This is a genomic window from Scopulibacillus daqui (assembly GCF_016908855.1).
GTDB lineage: Bacteria > Bacillota > Bacilli > Bacillales > Sporolactobacillaceae > Scopulibacillus_A > Scopulibacillus_A daqui.
Window position 1 is genome coordinate 165,755 of the sequence record NZ_JAFBER010000002.1, and the last position, 19,539, is coordinate 185,293.

The window sequence follows — 19,539 nt, forward strand, 5'->3', positions numbered from 1 at the left end:
ATACTAGTGAATAGGTCGTTACCAAAGAGTGGGGATTTTCCCACTCTTTCGTTTTTCGTGAAAGGAGGCTTTTTATGGCCAGTAAAGTTGCAGAATTAACCAAAGAACTTGTTGAACCGATACTCAGCGACCTTGATCTAGAGCTTGTCGATGTTGAGTATGTAAAGGAAGGTAAGAACTGGTTTCTTCGTGTATTTATTGATTCGCCTGAAGGCGTGGATTTGGACACATGCACAGCTGTCAGTGAAAGGTTAAGTGAAACTTTAGATGAGAAAGATCCGATTAAGGAGCCTTATTATCTTGAAGTATCATCTCCAGGGGCCGAAAGACCTTTAAAAAATTTAAAAGATTATAAGCAGGCTGTGAATAAAAATGTCCGCATCACAACCTACGAACCCATTAATGGCGAAAAAGCGTTTGAGGGAGAGCTTACTGAAGTAAGCGATAATCAAATAGTGCTTGCGATCAAGAAAAAAAACAAAGTTGAAACGGTAGAAATACCATTTGAAAAGGTTGCAAGCGCACGTCTTGCAATTATTTTTTAAGGTGTTCAAAACTAAGGGGACGCCCCCCTTTTTTTGAAGCCGTTTTTAGTTAAGTTTTCTATATAAGAAGGGGAGATAAAATAAAATGGCTAGTGACCTTTTAGATGCTATTTCGGCACTGGAGAAAGATAAAGGAATTAGTAAAGAGGTCTTGATAGACGCTTTAGAAGCTGCGTTAATTTCAGCATATAAAAGAAATTTTAATCAAGCACAGAATGTGCGTGTCGACATTAATGAAGCATCGGGAAGCATTAAAGTACTTGCCCGTAAAGACGTCGTTGATGAAGTTGTCGATCCCCGCTTACAAATCTCCTTGGAGCAGGCAAAGGAGATTAATTCGCAGTATGATATAGGCGATATTGTTGAAATAGAAGTAACGCCTAAGAACTTTGGCCGCATTGCTGCGCAAACGGCTAAGCAAGTCGTTACCCAGCGTGTGCGCGAAGCTGAACGGGGCGTTATCTATTCAGAATTCATTGATCGCGAAGATGATATCATGACAGGTATTGTACAGCGAATTGATCATCGGTTTATTTACGTTGATTTGGGACGAGTTGAGGCTCTCCTTCCAGCATCTGAACAAATGCCGAATGAACAATATCACCCGCATGATCGTATTAAAGTATATATTACAAAGGTTGAAAATACGACGAAGGGACCGTCAGTGATGGTGTCACGGACCCATCCCGGCCTGCTCAAAAGACTTTTTGAGCTTGAGGTTCCGGAAATTTATGACGGGACTGTTGAAATTAAATCAATTGCCCGGGAAGCCGGCGACCGTTCAAAGATAGCTGTTTACGCTGAAGATCCGGAAGTCGATCCTGTTGGTTCATGCGTCGGTCAAAAAGGTTCGCGCGTTCAAGCGATTGTAACCGAGCTGAAAGGTGAAAAAATCGATATTGTCCGCTGGTCCAGCGACCCTGTTGAATATGTGGCAAATGCACTAAGCCCGTCTAAGGTTGTTAAAGTCCTTGTTGATGAAGAGGAGAAGGCAACAACTGTTGTTGTTCCTGATTACCAACTGTCGCTTGCCATCGGCAAGAAAGGTCAAAATGCAAGGCTGGCAGCCAAATTAACAGGTTGGAAAATTGATATTAAAAGCGAGTCTGAAGCAGGAGACCTTCTGCTTGGCCAAGAAGATGAAAATACTTTCGATGAAATAGAACCGCAAGAACAAGCGGATTTTAATGAAGAACTAACAGAAGAGCGCAAGGTTGAAACAGAAAGCGAAACATTTGAAGAATTAAAAGAGCTTGAAGAAAATAATGAATAGGGTAGGTGTATGCGCATGAAGAAACGCAAGATTCCAATGCGTAAGTGTATCGCTTGTCAAAATTCAGAAGAAAAAAAGGCTCTTTTCCGAATTGTTCGCTCTCCTGAAGGGGAGGTTTCATTAGATCTTACCGGTAAAAAGAACGGCAGAGGCGCTTATTTATCAAAAAATAAAGCATGTATAGAAAAAGCCCGCGATAAAAACTTATTGTCTCGTCACCTGCAAGTAGATGTTAATGATCAAGTTTTTGAAGAAATGCTTGCTTATTTAGAGGAGCATCCATCTGAGAATGGCTAATCAAAAATGGGCATCCTTTCTGGGGTTGGCAAACCGGGCAAGAAAAGTCGTTTCGGGAGAAGAGACTGTTTTACGGGTTGTACGTCAGAATAAAGCAGCGGTTGTCATCCTGTCCGCTGATGCATCAGAACGTACAAGGAAGACTATCACCGATAAATGCCGCTACTATAACGTACCGCTTCGCACTGTCGAAGACCGCCGGCAGCTTGGTCAAGCGATCGGCCAACCGGCACGGGTCATTGTGGCGGTCACGGATAAAGGCTTTGGTGATAAATTGATCGCTTTAATAGATCAATCACTACGGGGGTGAACGTATTGAGTAAAATGCGTGTCTATGAATTCGCTAAACAAAATAAATTGACAAGTAAAGAAGTCATTTCAAAATTAAAAGATTTAGGATACACAGTATCAAGTCATATGGCGGTTATTGATAATGATCAAGTCAATAAATTAAACAATAGCTACAATCGAAAGAAAGACAATCGAGAGTCCAAATCACCACAAAAGCAAAATAAAGAAAATCATTCAAACCAAAACAGCCATACTAATAAAGCGAAAAGCTTTAAATCAAATAACAGCAAACCAAAGGTAGCAGATGAAGGGGTACACGTGAAAGAAGATACAAGAAACAAACATAAGAATGTTAAAAATGACGACAAAAGCACTCGGGACAACCAAAAGAAAAACTCAAACTTTAAGCCTAAGAAAAAATCAAGAAATAAAAATGCTCATTCAGGCCATAAAAACAATCAACATAAAAATCCGCCGCAGCAGCGAAAAGAAAAGAAATTGCCTGAAAAAATTACTTTTACAGGTTCTTTAACAGTTGCAGAACTTGCCGATAAACTTGGCAGGGAATCTACAGAAATTATTAAAAAGCTGATGGCTTTAGGCGTTATGGCTACGAGAAACCAAGACCTTGACAAAGACACCATCGAGCTTATTGCGGATGATTACGGCGTTCAAGCTGAAGAAGAAATTGTTTTCGATGAAACATCATTCGAAGATTACGATATTGAAATTGATGAAGAAACAGCAGTTACAAGACCGCCTGTTGTTACAATCATGGGCCACGTCGACCATGGGAAAACGACGTTGCTAGATTCCATTCGCCATACAAAGGTTACAGCAGGAGAAGCGGGCGGAATTACTCAGCATATCGGAGCATACCAAATTGATCATAATGGCAAGAAGATTACTTTCTTGGATACGCCAGGTCACGCTGCCTTTACAACAATGCGGGCGCGCGGCGCTCAAATTACGGATATTACGGTTTTGGTTGTTGCTGCCGATGACGGTGTGATGCCGCAAACGGTAGAAGCCATTAATCATGCCAAAGCTGCCAATGTTCCTATCATTGTTGCTGTCAATAAGATGGACAAAGAAGGTGCAAACCCTGATCGGGTCATGCAAGAATTGACAGAACATGAACTTGTTCCGGAAGATTGGGGCGGAGATACGATCTTTGTTAAACTTTCAGCTATCAAAGGCGAGGGCATTGACGAGCTCCTTGAAATGATTCTCCTTGTTGCTGAAATGGGCGAGTACAAAGCAAACCCTGATAAAAAAGCTCGGGGAACTGTCATTGAAGCGCAACTTGATAAAGGCCGCGGGTCTGTCGCAACATTGCTTGTTCAAAACGGAACGCTTCACGTCGGCGATCCTATCGTCGTCGGCAATACTTTTGGCCGTGTCAGAGCAATGGTTAATGATTTGGGACGCCGCGTGAAATCGGCATCTCCTTCAACGCCTGTTGAAATAACCGGTTTAAATGATGTGCCAAATGCCGGCGATCAATTTAAGGTGTTTGAAGATGAGAAGAAAGCCCGTCAAGTCGGAGAAGCCAGGGCTGAAAGGCAGCTTGCAGCTGAACGAAACGAATCATCCAAAGTTAGCTTGGATGATCTATTCCAACAAATTCAACAAGGCAATATGAAAGAAATCAATGTGATCATTAAAGCGGATGTCCAAGGCTCTGTTGAAGCTGTTGCAGGCTCGCTTCGCAAAATTGATGTAGAAGGTGTTAAAGTTAACATTATTCATACCGGTGTCGGAGCTATTGCTGAATCTGATGTTATCCTGGCATCAGCCTCTAATGCTATTATTATCGGTTTTAATGTTCGTCCAGACAGTCATGCTAAGAAAACTGCAGAGGCTGAAAAAGTTGAAATCCGGCTATACCGGGTCATCTATGATGCCATCGATGAAATGGAAGCTGCAATGAAAGGCATGCTGGATCCTGAATACAAAGAATCCGTTATCGGCCACGTAGAAGTGCGTACGACATTTAAAGTATCAAAAGTAGGAACAATCGCCGGCTGTTATGTAACTGACGGTAAAATCTCCCGAGATGCAGGGATTCGCTTAATTAGAGACGGCGTTGTCATTTATGAAGGACATGTAGATACGCTTAAACGCTTTAAAGACGATGCTAAGGAAGTCACTGCTGGATATGAATGCGGCGTAACTCTAGAAAACTTCAATGACATCAAAGAAGGCGACGAAATGGAAGCCTTTATCATGGAAGAAGTTAAGCGGTGATCATCGGTGTTGTAAGATGTGAATGCTTTATATATCATGCACATTCACTGAAAGACAAACGTGCTGTTATTAAAAGCATTCTAACAAAAGCAAAGCAGCGCTTTAATGTATCTGCCAGCGAGATCGGCTATCAAGACGTTTGGCAGCGGACCGAGCTGGCTTTTGCAGCCGTATCACATTCAAAAGTGTTTGTCGAGCGTGAATTGCAGCGTTCACTGTCTCTTATTGATCAACATGATGGAATAGAAAGAACAGATACTGTTTTTGAGTGGTTGTAAAGTGAGGTGGCACCATGTCAAATGTACGTGCATATCGAGTTGCTGAGCAAATTAAAAAAGAGCTGAGCGACATTGTTAATAATCAATTAAAAGATCCGCGCATCGGTTTTGTAACGATAACCGGTGTGGATGTTACCGGCGATTTGCAGCAAGCGACGGTATATATTACTGTTCTGGGTGATGACGAGAAAAAAGCTGAAACACTTGACGGCCTTCTCAAAGCGAAGGGATTTATTCGATCCGAAATTGGAAAAAGGATTCGCTTGAGAAAAACGCCTGATATTAACTTTAAGTTTGATCATTCGATTGAATATGGTAATCGTATCAACCGCCTATTACATGATTTAAACAATGATAATGATTAACAATGTAACTAGGATAGGCATGTTTTTGTCTATCCTTTTCATTTTCTAAGGTTATTTTAACTATGAATTTGATATTGAAATATAGAAGATTAAGCTTTTCGGCCTTTTTTATATTTATTGAAAGGAGCACGACCGTTGACTGATTACCATGGTATTCTTCCGCTTTATAAACCAAAAGGAATGACATCTCATGATTGTGTATTTAAACTGCGCAAATTGCTGAATACAAAAAAAATCGGTCATACCGGTACGTTAGATCCGGAAGTTGATGGTGTCCTGCCAATGTGTATTGGACGGGCAACGAAAATAAGTGAATATTTAACAGCCTATCCCAAAAGCTACGATGGTGTGATTAGTCTTGGAACAGCAACCACGACAGAGGATCAAACGGGAGATATTATTGAACAAAAAAATGTTGCCGAACCAATCCCGCGGAAAAAAGTTGAAGATGTTTTCAAACAGTTTACAGGCCATATTGAACAGCAGCCGCCTATGTATTCTGCTGTTAAAGTTAAAGGGAAAAAACTTTATGAATATGCGAGGGAAGGCATTGAAGTAGAACGTCCGGTCAGAAGCGTCACGATCTACCAATTGCAGATGACAGATAATGAAAAAGACTATTTTGAGAAAGAGATTCCTTTTTTTGTTGATTGCAGTAAGGGGACTTACGTCAGAACATTAGCGGTTGATATCGGCAGGTCACTCGGTTATCCGGCGCATCTTGCCAAATTGACCAGAACGCGCTCAGGTCCTTTTCATTTAAAAGAATGCTATACTTTTGATAGGATAGAAAAAGCGGCAGAAGAAAATAACGTGCAAAGCATTTTAACGAGCATTGGCAAAGGTTTAGCATTCATGGCGTCTTGGGTTGTTGATGATAAAACGGCGGATCTTGTAGCAAACGGGGCTGTATTGCCCAAAACTAAAGACTTTCAAAATGATGTCTTTGCCGTTTATAATAGATTTGGCGATTGTTTAGCCATTTATAAACAGCATCCTAAAAAGAAGCAGTATATCAAACCAGTAAAAGTACTTATATAATAGTTGTCTTTTTGATCGCGTTGTGATTTATTTTTTTAGCTAATAACTAATAGAAGGTGGCATCTATGGAAAAGATATTTTTAACGCATCCACCTGAGATTGGAAATAAGGATGCCAAAGAAAAGGTCATAGCCTTAGGCTATTTTGACGGCGTACATATCGGTCATCAAAAAGTGATAAAAACAGCTGTTAACTACGCAAGAGAAAAAGGGCTTGAAGCGGCTGTCATGACTTTCCACCCGCATCCGTCTGTTGTTTTAAAGCAATTAAAGAAAAGGGATAATTATTTAACTCCGCCGGAGGCTAAAGCTGAACTTATTCAAGAGCTTGGCGCCGACTTATTATATCTGGTTAAATTTGATGAGGCATTCAGCCGGCTGTCTCCACAAAGCTTCATTGATGAATACATTATTAAACTTCATGCCAAACATATTGTTGCTGGTTTTGATTTTACTTATGGACGGATGGCCCAAGGCACGATGAATAATCTCGATGAGTATTCCCGAAAGATGTTCACTTACACGGTTGTTCCGAAAGTAGAGTGCCTTGGCGAAAAAGTCAGTACAACAAAAATCAGATCGCTTATATCGGAAGGGAAAGTTGATGATGCCGTCAGCTGCTTAGGAAGGCATTATCAAATCTCGGGCACGGTTGTTCACGGTGATAAAAGAGGCAGAACAATTGGATTTCCAACAGCCAATGTCAAATGCGATGAACCATACGTCTACCCCGCAAAAGGCGTTTATGCCGTTCAGTGCCAATTGAAAAACGGCTGGTACAATGGCGTTTGCAACGTTGGCCAGCGCCCAACATTCTATGACAATGAACAGCCGATTACCGTCGAAGTTTTTTTGCTTGATTTTGATGGCGATATTTATGATGAGGATATTAAAATTGTCTGGCATAAAAAACTGCGTGATGAAAAGAAATTTTCAGGTATTGATGCGTTAGTCGCTCAAATTGAAAAAGACAAACAGCAAACGATTGAATATTTTTCGCAGCTCGCGGATAAAACAACTTGAATTTTATATTAAAAACATGTATGCTTATTTTTGTACGTAAAACCGCAGCTTGGCAACACGAGATTTCACCGGCGGTTCGCTGGGCTGGCGGGGATTTGAATAGGGAGGTGAAAAGGATGGCTTTAACTAAAGAACGTAAGAATGAATTAATTAACGAATACAAAACTCATGAAGGCGACACTGGTTCTCCAGAAGTGCAAGTTGCTATCCTAACAGAACAAATCAACACGTTAAACGATCACTTACGTACACACAAGAAAGATCACCACTCACGCCGTGGTCTGCTTAAGATGGTCGGTAAGCGTAGAAATCTTCTTACTTACTTGCGTAATAAGGATGTTACGCGTTACCGCGAGCTTATTAATAAGCTTGGATTACGTCGATAATATGAGTCAAAAAGCGGGGAAGCACCCGCTTTTTTGTTAGCCATAAATGATCAGAATTTTTATAGATCATGATTTGGTCACGACATACGTGTTCATCTTGTTTGAACATCCTCAAGCAGTAATTTAATGAGAGGGGTACCTATAATCATGGAAGAAACAAAGCAAGTGTTTACCATGGATTGGGCTGGGCGACCGTTAACCCTTGAAGTCGGCCAATTGGCCAAGCAAGCTAACGGTTCAGTTTTAGTCCGCTATGGTGATACGGTAGTATTATCAACTGTGACTGCATCAAAAGATGCTAAAGATTTGCCTTTTTTCCCGTTAACGGTTAACTACGAAGAAAGGCTTTATGCCGTTGGCAAGATACCCGGCGGATTTATCAAAAGAGAAGGACGCCCAAGCGAGAAAGCGATTCTTGCCAGCCGATTAATAGACCGGCCGATTCGTCCGTTATTTGAAGAAGGATTTAGAAACGAAGTGCAAATTGTCAGCATGGTTATGAGCGTTGACCAGGATTGTTCTTCAGAAATGGCGGCTATGTTTGGTTCATCTTTGGCTCTTTGTATTTCAGATATTCCATTTGAAGGACCGATTGCCGGCGTCATCGTTGGCCGCGTAGATGGAGAATTTGTCATTAACCCAACGGTTGAGCAAGCTGAAAAAAGTGATATTCACTTAACTGTCGCCGGAACAAAAGACGCCATTAATATGGTTGAAGCCGGTGCGGATGAAGTACCGGAAGAAGTGATGCTCGATGCGATTCTATTCGGGCATGAAGAAATCAAAAAGCTTGTTGCTTTTCAAGAAAAAATTGCTGATGAAATCGGCAAAGAAAAAATGGAAGTTGTTCTTTTCAAACCTGAAGAAGAACTTGAGGCGCGTATTCGCGATATGGTTGGCTCACGCATGAAAGAAGCCATTTTTACGAAAGACAAGCAAGCGCGCGAAGAAGCTATTGAAGCTGTCAAGCAAACCGTTGTGGAAGTCTTTGAGGAGAATGAGGAAGAGGCGGAAAAAGTCCCGCTCGTTCAAGAAGTTTTACATAAAATTGTAAAAGAAGAAGTCAGACGCATGATTGTCGTTGATCAAATTCGCCCCGACGGCAGAAAGATTAACGAGATCAGACCGCTGTCCTCAAGCGTTGGTTTGCTTCCGAGAACACATGGTTCCGGCCTTTTCACACGCGGACAAACCCAAGCTTTAAGCATTTGTACGCTGGGTGCGCTCGGTGATGTTCAAATTCTCGATGGATTGGACATTGAAGAATCAAAACGATTTATGCATCATTATAATTTTCCTCCATTCAGTGTCGGTGAAGCACGCCCAATGAGAGCCCCGGGACGCCGGGAAATTGGCCACGGAGCCTTAGGCGAACGCGCTCTTGAACCTGTTATACCATCTGAAAAAGACTTTCCTTATACGATTCGCTTAGTTTCAGAGGTTTTAGAATCAAATGGTTCAACATCGCAAGCAAGCATTTGTGCCAGTACATTGGCCATGATGGATGCAGGTGTTCCGATTAAATCACCTGTTGCCGGTATTGCGATGGGGCTTGTCAAACACGAAGATGATGTTGTCGTCTTAACTGATATTCAAGGTATGGAAGATGCATTGGGAGATATGGACTTTAAAGTAGCCGGCACTGAGAGAGGTGTGACAGCGCTGCAAATGGATATTAAGATTTCGGGAATTAACCGTGAAATCTTAGAGACTGCGCTTCAGCAGGCTCGTGAAGGGCGTATGACCATTCTTAAACATATGCTTTCTACAATAAACGTCCCAAGACAGGAACTTTCACCGTTTGCGCCAAAGATTTTAACCATGGCGATTGATCCTGAGAAAATTAGAGATGTCATTGGCCCAAGCGGCAAAGTCATTAATAAAATCATTGAGGAAACAAACGTCAAAATTGATATTGAACAAGACGGCACGATCTTTATTGCTTCAACAGATCCAATTATGAATGAGAAAGCGAAGGAGATTATTGAAGATATCGTTCGTGAAGTTAAAGTTGGCGACATTTATCTAGGTAAAGTAAAACGCATCGAAAAGTTTGGCGCTTTCGTTGGGTTATTTGGCCAAAAGGACGGTCTTGTTCATATTTCCGAGCTTGATGAAAAACGTGTGAATAAGGTAGAAGATGTTGTGAATATTGGTGATGAAGTTTTGGTTAAAGTCATTGATATTGATAAGCAAGGAAGAGTTAAATTATCAAGAAAACAAGCGATCAAAGATCAAAATAGCGAAAAAGAAGAAAAAGCGAAAGACTAAGAACAGAAGCAGGTCAAAAACTGACCCGCTTCTTTTTATGTCTTTAACAGCCTTTGAAGTTTTGCGCTGCCTCTTTAGCATCAACTGTTAAACTTAAGTTCTACCTTCCTTAGTACAATGCATAAGTTGTACAAGGGGGGAGGGCTTGTCATGCAAAAGCAAAAATGGCATTTTATCGTTTTTGTTTGTTTATTAATGTTAACATTTGGCACGATCATGGAAAATCCGTATATGAACGCTTTTTTAACGCCTAAGTCAACTCCGGCTGCAGTGCCTGCTGTATCGGCAGGAAATCATCAAGATTCACTCTTAAAGAAAATTGAAGTATTTTCAAAGAAACATGAAATTAAACCTATTGATGCAGTCAATGATAGAGTTTGGAAGGCGACGCCCGGCTATAACGGATTAGCTGTCGATATTAATGCCAGTTATCAAAAAATGAAAGCGAAGCATAAATTTAATGAGAATGATATTGTTTATAAGGAGGTCCCTCCAACGAAAAGCTTGAGCGATTTGCCGCCTTCACCTATATATCGGGGCAATCCCAAGAAGCCGATGGTGGCCTTGCTTATCAATGTGGCTTGGGGGAACGAATATATACCGCAAATCTTAAAGGTGCTTAATAAGTATAATATAAAAGCAACATTTTTTCTTGATGGCAGCTGGGTAAAAAAATACCCTGATTTGGCAATGATGATAAGTGAACAAGGTCATGAAATCGGCAATCACGCATACAGTCATCCAGATTTAAAACAGCGATCTGAGCAAGAAACATTTAATGAATTAAAGAAAACAAATGATGTCATTGAAGCCACGTTAGATGTTAAGCCAAAATGGTTTGCGCCTCCAAGCGGCAGCTTTACACAGCAAACGGTCAATGTTGCCCATAAATTAGGGATGAAAACAATTCTATGGACAGTAGATACAGTTGATTGGAAAAAACCGCAAACGATGGAAATGGTAAGGCGCGTCGTTCCTAGAACCACAGCTGGGACGATGATATTAATGCACCCGACAAAACCTGTTGCCGAAGGGCTAGAACAAATCATTAACGGCATTCAAGAAAAAGGATATAAGTTTGGCACTGTATCTCAATTAATGAGCGAAAAACGTATCGACCCATTAAAATGATCGCCGCTTTCTTGGAAAACTTCAATTATCGGCGGGAAAGAGTGACACAATAATGACAATCAATCACTGCGACACCTGTATGACAGGTGATATAACGGATATAGCGGCAGCTTTTCCCGGACTCTTTTGGCCTTCCTCTTAAATTGTCGTTACAATAATTAAATGTTATAGTATTCCATAGTCGGAGATTTGAGAATGGAGGAGACATCTTTGATTACAAAGCACACCGCTTCAAATGGCGTACGTATCATCTTAGAGAAAATACCATCTGTACGTTCTGCGACGATCGGTATTTGGGTTGGTACAGGCTCGCGCCATGAAACAGAGAAAAATAATGGGATCTCACACTTTATTGAGCACATGCTCTTTAAAGGCACGGCAACTAGGAATGCTCGGGAAATTGCCGAAGCTTTTGATCAGATCGGCGGTCAAGTAAACGCCTTTACTTCAAAAGAATACACTTGTTTTTATGCTAAAGTGTTAGATGAACACGCCGAGTATGCAGTCAATGTATTAAGCGATATGCTATTTCATTCAATATTTGACCAAACAGAGTTGGAAAAGGAAAAGCAAGTCGTCTATGAAGAAATTAAAATGTATGAAGATACTCCGGATGACCTCGTTCATGACTTATTGAGCGAAGCGAGTTTTGGGAGCCATCCGCTCGGCTACCCTATCCTTGGGAAAGAGGGTACTCTCGAAACTTTTCAGCCCGATGATTTGCGATCTTATATGAATGATCACTACCGGCCGGAAAATATCGTGGTTTCTATTGCCGGAAATGTTGATGAATCATTGATTGAAACTGTCGATCATATTTTTTCAAGTTACCATGTGAACGGCTGCAAACCTAATTTTGACGTTCCGGAATATCACTATGAGAAACTGGCGCGCAAAAAAGATACCGAACAAGCCCATCTGTGCATTGGATTTAAGGGCCTGTCTATCGGAGATGAGCAGCTGTATCCGCTAATGGTTATGAATAATGTATTAGGCGGGAGCATGAGCAGCCGGCTTTTTCAAGAGGTCAGAGAGGAAAGAGGATTGGCCTATTCTGTTTTTTCTTACCATACGTCCTACAAAGACAGCGGTATGCTAACGATTTATAGCGGAACGGGCGCCGATCAGGTTGAAAAGTTATCAAGCACGATTTTACATGTTTTAGATGACCTTGTTGAAAATGGTCTAACAGAAAAAGAATTAAAGAATAGCAAAGAACAAATAAAAGGCAATATGATGCTAAGCCTTGAAAGTACAAGCAGCAGGATGAGCCGGAACGGAAAAAATGAGCTTCTTCTTGGCCGGCATCGTTCTTTAGATGAAATGATAAAAAAAATTAATGAAGTGACTTTAAGCGATATCCATCAATTGACAAAAGTCTTGTTTACCCAAGACTTTTCATGCTCAGTCATTAGCCCAAAAGGAGAAATTCCAAAACCGCTGAAGCGCTCAACCATTTAACATTTGACCCAATGAATATCATCATACTTTAAACTCGCCGATCGGCGGGTTTCTTTATTATTTTCACCATACTAGCCTTACCGTCATAAGATAACCTAGGAATTGGGCGAAAGCCCCTCAATCATTTATATCAAACGGAGGGGAGTATGTGCTTGAAATGTTAACTGGAAAGCATCTTGTAATCTTGGGCGGAGATGCAAGGCAACTGGAAGTTATTAAGAAATTAAATGAACTTGACGCCCAACTTTCATTAGTAGGCTTTGATCAATTGGATCAGCATTTAACGGGCACGTCAAAAGTTGATTTAGATGAGATTGACTTTTCGCGTGTTGACAGCATTATATTACCAAGTTCCGGAGCTAATGAAGACGGTGTTGTTGAAACTATTTTTTCAAATAAAACGATTAAAGTATCGAAGGATTGGTTAGCTAAAACTCCGGATCATTGTACAATTTACAGCGGGATCAGCACACCTTTTTTGGATGCTTTAATTAAAGAATGCAATAAAGAACTCATTAAATTATTTGAACGTGATGATGTTGCCATTTATAATTCCGTGCCGACTGTTGAAGGCGCCGTTATGATCGTTATCCAAAATACTGACATTACTATCCATAAATCCAATGTCGTAGTATTGGGATTAGGGCGAACGGGAATGTCTGTTGCCCGAACATTCGATGCATTAGGGGCTTATGTAAAAGTGGGCGCACGAAGACCCGAACATATTGCAAGAATCACTGAAATGGGCTTAAAACCATTTTATATGAAAGATATAGAAAAGCATATTAAAGATGTTGATATTATCATTAACACCGTCCCTGCCAAAGTGTTGAGCAGCAAAGTTTTATCTCATGTTCCCGTAAATGCGCTGATTGTTGATTTAGCTTCAAAACCAGGCGGCACAGATTTTCGATATGCTGAGAAAAGGGGTATTAAAGCATTGCTGACGCCTGGTCTGCCGGGCATGGTTGCACCTAAATCAGCCGGAAGAATCATTGCCAATGTTTTATCAGAATTATTATTAGATAAATTTTCTGGGGAGGATGAGTAGCCGATGGATCTTAACGGCAAGCATATCGGACTAGGCATTACGGGTTCACACTGTACGTATGATCAAGTTGTCCCTCATATTCAATCATTGCTTGATGCAGGTGCGAAAGTTACAGCCTTCGTTACTTATACGGTTAAAAATACAGCGACTCGTTTCGGAGACGGAAAAGATTGGGTTAATAAAGTTGAAGAAATAACCGGAAATAAAGTTGTAGATTCCATTGTTGAAGCAGAACCCTTCGGACCAAAAACCCCTCTCGATTGTATGGTGATTGCGCCATTGACGGGGAATTCTATCAGCAAATTCGCGAACGCCATGACTGACAGCCCTGTATTAATGGCGGCCAAAGCAACATTAAGAAACCGCCGTCCAGTCGTTTTAGGCATTTCAACAAACGACGGCTTAGGTCTCAACGGCACTAATATTGCAAGGCTGCTTTCCTCGAAACACATTTACTTTATTCCATTTGGCCAAGATGATCCCGAAGGAAAACCAACGTCGCTTGTCTCGCATATGCCGCTCATGAAAGAAACTGTCGAAGCAGCATTAGATGGAAAACAATGCCAACCCATACTTATTGAGAAATTCCGACATTAACCCATTCATCTTCCTAAAAAAACATAGTATGATAAAATAGTAAGCAAAAGTTTAAGAAGGGGAAATTTCTTTGGTTTCTCCTTCTTTTAAAATTTAACACTAAATGCATTTTAGAAATTTAGATTAAAGTACACAGATGAGATTAGGAGGAACCGTAAATTGAATAATGATCAAGGTTTTCATGTAGCTGTTGTCGGAGCGACAGGCGCTGTAGGACAACAAATGCTAACTATGTTAAAGGATACGGCGCTGCCTATTAGAGAACTCACATGCCTTGCCTCGAAAAGGTCAGCGGGACAAACTATTGCATTTAAAGGGGAAACAATTGTCATTAAAGAAGCCCTGCCAGAAGCATTTGAAGGCGTAGATATTGCCTTGTTCAGCGCCGGCGGTTCAGTTTCAAAAGCACTTGCCCCCGAAGCTGCCAGAAGAGGTGCGATTGTCATTGACAATACAAGTGCATTTCGCATGGACGAAAATGTGCCATTAGTCGTGCCGGAAGTTAATGAGCAGGCTCTATTTGACCACCAAGGCATTATCGCTAATCCAAACTGCTCAACGATCCAAATGGTTGCAGCGCTAGAGCCGATTCGAAAGCATTTTGGTTTGAAACGCATCATTGTATCAACGTATCAAGCCGTTTCCGGGGCGGGAGCTGTTGCTGTGGAAGAGCTTCGTCATCAGTCGCAGCAATTGCTGAACGATGAAGCTGTTAAACCTGAGATTTTACCTGTTAAAAGCGATGAGAAACATTATCAAATTGCTTTTAATGCGATTCCGCAAATTGATAAATTCCAAGATAATGATTATACTTTTGAAGAAATGAAAATGATTAACGAAACAAAAAAAATCATGGATGATTCTAATATTCATGTGGCTGCGACATGTGTTCGTTTGCCAATCGTCACTGGTCATGCGGAATCTGTATATATTGAGATAGACAGCGATGATGTGTCATCAGATGATTTGAGAAACATATTATCAGAGGCTCCTGGAGTCACCTTGCAAGACGATCCGGGAAATCAAATTTATCCAATGCCTACAGATTCAGTAGGGAAGAAAGATGTGTTTGTAGGACGCATTCGCCGTGATCCTGATGTCAAAAATGGTTTCCACCTATGGATTGTCTCTGATAATTTGTTAAAAGGTGCAGCGTGGAATTCGGTTCAAATAGCCGAAAGTCTAGTCAAACTTGGTATTCTTAAACTTAAGTGAGGCGTTCATTAATGAAAGTTATTGTCCAGAAATTTGGAGGAACATCCGTTAAAACGAATGAAGATCGGATTCGTGCCAGAAAACATGTGATAAAAGCTGTAGAGGAAGGGTATAAAGTCGTTGTTGTAGTCTCAGCTATGGGACGTACGGGCGATCCTTATGCAACTGACACTTTACTTAGTCTTGTCAACCGCGAATATGTAAGCAGCAGAGAAACCGATTTGCTTATGTCTTGCGGCGAGATCATGTCTTCAATTGTTTTTTCCAGCTTGCTGAAGGAAGCCGGCATCAAAGCGGAAGCGTTGACCGGGGGCCAAGCGGGATTTCGTACGAATGAAGTATTTAATTCAGCGCGCATTCTTGAGATGAAATGTGATCGAATTAAAAAAATGCTTAATACACTTGATGTTGTTGTCGTTGCCGGCTTTCAAGGACAATCAAAATCCGGTGAAATAACAACAATCGGCCGCGGCGGCAGCGATACTTCGGCTGCTGCGCTGGGTGCCGCTCTGGATGCTGAATGGATTGATATCTTTACTGATGTTACAGGTGTCATGACAGCTGATCCGAGAATTGTTTCTGATGCGCGCCAGTTGTCTGTTTTAACATATAATGAAGTTTGCAACATGGCCTATCAAGGAGCCAAGGTTATTCATCCTAGAGCTGTGGAAATTGCGATGAACGCCAAAATACCGCTCCGCATCCGTTCCACATATACGGATGATGTCGGTACGCTCGTTACATCGATAAAAAAGAAAAATAAAGGCCAGGACGTACAAGAGCGTTTAATAACAAGTATCGCTTATGTCCAAAATGTTTCGCAAATAAAAGTCCAAGCAAAAAAAGACGACTATGATCTTCAAGCCAAAGTCTTTAAAGCAATGGCAGAAAATCAAATCAGTGTTGACTTTATTAATATCAGCCCAAGAGGCGTGATTTATACCGTTACCGAATCAATGACTGATCTTGCCGTATCAACCCTTCAATCTTTAGGTTATGATCCTTTGGTGTTTAGAGGTTGTGCCAAAGTATCAGTAGTTGGCGCGGGCATGACAGGTGTTCCGGGCGTAACATCTAAGATTGTTAATGCCTTGACTCAAGAAGGCATTCAAATTTTGCAATCCGCAGATTCTCATACAACCATCTGGGTGCTTGTTAAGGAAGACCAATTAAAACAAGCCGTCATTGCCTTACACAAGGCTTTTGAATTAGAGAAAGAGGATAATGAAATTATAGCTGATCAGTTATAATAGATGTTCAAAAACCTTATGAACACATATTTAAAGGAGAGGTAGACATGGCCGATTTCGGCAGATTATTAACAGCGATGGTAACACCTTTTGATGATAAAGGTGAACTCAGCTTAGAAAGAACAACAGCACTCGTTGAACATTTAATTGAACATCAAACAGAAGGACTGGTTGTCGCAGGGACAACAGGAGAATCGCCGACACTGTCAAAAGATGAAAAGCTTAAGCTATTTGAGCATGTTGTTAAAATCGTTGATGGCCGTATTCCTGTTATTGCTGGAACAGGAAGTTATAACACGGCCGAATCCGTTGAGTTTTCCCGTCAAGCGGAAGCCTTGGGTGTCGACGGAATCATGGTTGTTTCCCCATATTACAGCAAACCTAATCAGGAAGGCTTATATCAACACTTCAAGACGATTGCCGAGAATGTGCATGTTCCAGTCATGATCTATAATATTCCCGGCCGGGCGTCAGTGAATATAAGCGCTGAAACAATCATTCGTCTTTCTGAAATTGATAATATTACTTCTGTCAAAGAAGCAAGCGGCAATCTCGATCAAATGGCATCCATTATAGCAGGGACAAGTGATGACTTTATTTTATACAGCGGTGACGACGGTCTGACCTTGCCGGTTCTTTCTATCGGCGGCCACGGTGTCGTTTCCGTCGCTTCGCATGTTATCGGCAAAGAGATGTCACATATGATTCAGTCCTTTACTTCAGGTCATCACACCGAATCTGCAAAGCTTCATCTGAAATACCTTCCTATCATGAGGGAATTGTTCCGAGCGCCAAGTCCGGTTCCCGTTAAAACTTTGTTAACTGAAATAGGGGTTAATGCAGGTCCCGTCAGACTGCCAATGGTCGAATTAACGGAAGAAGAGAAAGCATCGTTAACAAAAATATTTAACGAACTTTAAGGAGAAGAACTCGCCAAAATTGGCGAGTTTTTCTTTAATAAAATAACAGATAATAAGTCATTATAAAATCTCGATAAAGTTTCTTTGGAAAAATCAACTTGTAAATTTTTAATTAGATCGGTTATAATAAAAGAAATGATTAGTTCGGGTGAATTGATGGCTGTTTAATTAAATAGGAGGAATGCTCATTGCAACAACGTAAAGAAGATGAGGTTAAGGTTTATGCAATGGGCGGCGTTGGCGAAATTGGAAATAATATGACAGTCATTGAGGTTAATAATGAAATATTTATTATCGATGCTGGGGTAATGCATCCAAAAGATGATATGCTTGGCGTTGATACTGTTATTCCAGATACATCTTATTTGGTTGAAAATCAGGATCGTATCAAGGCTATTTTCCTCACACACGGTCATTTCGCTCATATTGGGGGACTACCTTATTTAATCAAGGAGCTGCGTGCACCAATCTATGGTACAAAGTTCACGCTTGCTCTCCTTGAAGAGATGATCAGAGATAAGAGTGTATTAAAGAAAGCTAAGCTTAATGTTATTGAGCCGGGAAAAGATTTAAAGATCGGTTACAGAACGATTACATTTTTCAGAACAAATCATAGCGTTCCCGACTCTATTGGTTTGGCTATTTATACCTCTCAAGGTGCAATTGTCCATACCGGGGATTTTAAATTTGACTATACACCTGTTGACAATAAGAAAGCGGATATCAGCAAGCTGTCTCGCATTGGCGACAGGGGTGTTCTCTGTTTGCTGTCAGACAGCAAAAATGCTGAATTCCCAGGTAAAGCACGCTCAGAAAAGGAAGTTGGCGAACACTTAGACGATATCTTTTACTTTGCCAGAGGAAGAGTCATTACGGCTGTATACGCAACCAATATTCACAGGATTCAACAAGTGATCAACGCAGCCATTCAAAATAAACGCAAAGTTGCGATTGACGGCCGCTTTCTTGAACGTGTGATCGGTATGGCAACAAAATTAGGTTATCTCCAAGTACCAAAAGGCACTTTTACAAGTTTAGAAAAAATCAACAAAAGAAATGAAAATGAAATAGCCATCTTGACATCAGGGCCCGAAGGCGACCCAATGACACCCCTTACTAAAATTGCTAATCATTCACATAAGCGTCTTTCACTTAAAGAAAATGATCTCTTTATTTTTGCGGCTTCATCTACACCTGTTAATGAGAAAAGCGTTACAAAAGCGATTGATTCCCTCATGAGAATCGGAGTTAAAGTGATATATGGCGACAGTGTTCATGTATCCGGCCATGCGAAGCAAGAAGAAATTAAGCTCATGCTTCAATTAACCAGGCCGAAATATCTCATTCCGATTCATGGTGAATTTAAAATGCTCAAAGCCCATCAAGATCTTGCGGTCGCCACTGGCATGGAACCTCATCATGTGTTCCTGTTAGATAAGGGTGACGTGGTATCCTTTACAAAAGGCGAAGCAAGGCAAACCGAAAAAGTGCCTGCCGGGCAAGTGCTTGTGGATGGGCTGGGTGTTGGTGATGTCGGAAATATTGTATTGCGTGACCGCCGCTTGCTTGCCCAAGACGGAACACTTGTTGTTGTTGTCACCCTTGGCAAACAATCAAAGAAAATTTTATCAGGGCCTGAAATTATTACGCGCGGATTCGTTTATGTTAGGGAATCTGAAGAACTCATCGAAGATGCTAATCATATTGTTTCAGAAGTGTTATCACAATCGTTAACGCAAAATATTTCAGAATGGTCTTCCCTGAAAAATAATATAAGAGATTCTTTAAGCCGATATTTATATGATAAAACAAAACGCCGTCCAATGATATTACCAATTATTATGGAAATATAAAAAAGCTGGCATCACCTTTGGGTGATGATAGCTTTTTTCTTT

General features: G+C 41.0%; 19 protein-coding genes. All 19 read left to right on the top strand.

Going from position 1 to position 19,539, the window contains the following annotated elements; all coding sequences use genetic code 11:
- The first annotated feature begins 74 nt into the window (after nucleotides 1-74).
- Nucleotides 75-545: a ribosome maturation factor RimP gene (gene rimP, locus JOD45_RS02835; RefSeq protein WP_205002350.1), complete on the top strand. Its 471-nt coding sequence runs from the start codon at nucleotides 75-77 to the stop codon at nucleotides 543-545.
- Between the two features lie 85 nt (nucleotides 546-630).
- Nucleotides 631-1,818, top strand: a complete 1,188-nt coding sequence (gene nusA, locus JOD45_RS02840; protein WP_205002351.1) for a transcription termination factor NusA — start codon at nucleotides 631-633, stop codon at nucleotides 1,816-1,818.
- A gap of 15 nt (nucleotides 1,819-1,833) precedes the next feature.
- Nucleotides 1,834-2,115 carry an RNase P modulator RnpM gene (gene rnpM, locus JOD45_RS02845; protein ID WP_205002352.1) on the top strand — a complete coding sequence of 94 codons (282 nt, stop codon included), beginning with the start codon at nucleotides 1,834-1,836 and terminating at the stop codon, nucleotides 2,113-2,115.
- Nucleotides 2,108-2,425 (top strand): YlxQ family RNA-binding protein, encoded by a 318-nt coding sequence (locus tag JOD45_RS02850; protein ID WP_205002353.1) that lies wholly within the window; start codon nucleotides 2,108-2,110, stop codon nucleotides 2,423-2,425. Before rnpM ends, JOD45_RS02850 begins: the two co-directional genes overlap by 8 nt.
- Before the next feature lie 5 nt (nucleotides 2,426-2,430).
- A complete protein-coding gene (gene infB, locus JOD45_RS02855) occupies nucleotides 2,431-4,656 on the top strand; it encodes a translation initiation factor IF-2 (protein WP_239549031.1) in 2,226 nt (741 codons plus the stop codon).
- Nucleotides 4,653-4,934, top strand: coding sequence for a DUF503 family protein (locus JOD45_RS02860; protein ID WP_205002354.1), 282 nt, complete (start codon nucleotides 4,653-4,655; stop codon nucleotides 4,932-4,934). The genes infB and JOD45_RS02860 overlap by 4 nt, the downstream gene beginning before the upstream one ends.
- Before the next feature lie 14 nt (nucleotides 4,935-4,948).
- Nucleotides 4,949-5,299 carry a 30S ribosome-binding factor RbfA gene (gene rbfA / locus JOD45_RS02865; protein WP_205002355.1) on the top strand — a complete coding sequence of 117 codons (351 nt, stop codon included), beginning with the start codon at nucleotides 4,949-4,951 and terminating at the stop codon, nucleotides 5,297-5,299.
- Nucleotides 5,300-5,434: 135 nt separating this feature from the next.
- Nucleotides 5,435-6,340, top strand: coding sequence for a tRNA pseudouridine(55) synthase TruB (gene truB / locus JOD45_RS02870; protein ID WP_205002356.1), 906 nt, complete (start codon nucleotides 5,435-5,437; stop codon nucleotides 6,338-6,340).
- Nucleotides 6,341-6,405: 65 nt separating this feature from the next.
- On the top strand, nucleotides 6,406-7,362 hold the full coding sequence (gene ribF, locus JOD45_RS02875; protein ID WP_205002357.1) for a riboflavin biosynthesis protein RibF: 957 nt from the start codon (nucleotides 6,406-6,408) through the stop codon (nucleotides 7,360-7,362).
- A gap of 116 nt (nucleotides 7,363-7,478) precedes the next feature.
- A complete protein-coding gene (gene rpsO, locus JOD45_RS02880) occupies nucleotides 7,479-7,748 on the top strand; it encodes a 30S ribosomal protein S15 (RefSeq protein WP_205002358.1) in 270 nt (89 codons plus the stop codon).
- Between the two features lie 147 nt (nucleotides 7,749-7,895).
- The gene (gene pnp / locus JOD45_RS02885; protein WP_205002359.1) at nucleotides 7,896-10,019 is read left to right on the top strand and encodes a polyribonucleotide nucleotidyltransferase; all 2,124 of its coding nucleotides are present in this window, start codon (nucleotides 7,896-7,898) and stop codon (nucleotides 10,017-10,019) included.
- 150 nt (nucleotides 10,020-10,169) lie between these two features.
- A complete protein-coding gene (locus tag JOD45_RS02890) occupies nucleotides 10,170-11,150 on the top strand; it encodes a polysaccharide deacetylase family protein (RefSeq protein WP_205002360.1) in 981 nt (326 codons plus the stop codon).
- Nucleotides 11,151-11,360: 210 nt separating this feature from the next.
- On the top strand, nucleotides 11,361-12,611 hold the full coding sequence (locus tag JOD45_RS02895) for a M16 family metallopeptidase (protein ID WP_205002361.1): 1,251 nt from the start codon (nucleotides 11,361-11,363) through the stop codon (nucleotides 12,609-12,611).
- Between the two features lie 157 nt (nucleotides 12,612-12,768).
- A complete protein-coding gene (gene dpaA / locus JOD45_RS02900; protein WP_205002461.1) occupies nucleotides 12,769-13,662 on the top strand; it encodes a dipicolinic acid synthetase subunit A in 894 nt (297 codons plus the stop codon).
- Between the two features lie 3 nt (nucleotides 13,663-13,665).
- A complete protein-coding gene (locus JOD45_RS02905; RefSeq protein WP_205002362.1) occupies nucleotides 13,666-14,259 on the top strand; it encodes a dipicolinate synthase subunit B in 594 nt (197 codons plus the stop codon).
- A 159-nt stretch (nucleotides 14,260-14,418) separates the two neighbouring features.
- Nucleotides 14,419-15,474 carry an aspartate-semialdehyde dehydrogenase gene (locus JOD45_RS02910; RefSeq protein WP_205002363.1) on the top strand — a complete coding sequence of 352 codons (1,056 nt, stop codon included), beginning with the start codon at nucleotides 14,419-14,421 and terminating at the stop codon, nucleotides 15,472-15,474.
- Between the two features lie 11 nt (nucleotides 15,475-15,485).
- Nucleotides 15,486-16,724 carry an aspartate kinase gene (dapG, locus tag JOD45_RS02915; RefSeq protein WP_205002364.1) on the top strand — a complete coding sequence of 413 codons (1,239 nt, stop codon included), beginning with the start codon at nucleotides 15,486-15,488 and terminating at the stop codon, nucleotides 16,722-16,724.
- Between the two features lie 47 nt (nucleotides 16,725-16,771).
- On the top strand, nucleotides 16,772-17,644 hold the full coding sequence (dapA, locus tag JOD45_RS02920; protein WP_205002365.1) for a 4-hydroxy-tetrahydrodipicolinate synthase: 873 nt from the start codon (nucleotides 16,772-16,774) through the stop codon (nucleotides 17,642-17,644).
- 188 nt (nucleotides 17,645-17,832) lie between these two features.
- Nucleotides 17,833-19,497: a ribonuclease J gene (locus tag JOD45_RS02925; protein ID WP_239549032.1), complete on the top strand. Its 1,665-nt coding sequence runs from the start codon at nucleotides 17,833-17,835 to the stop codon at nucleotides 19,495-19,497.
- Nucleotides 19,498-19,539: the final 42 nt, after the last annotated feature.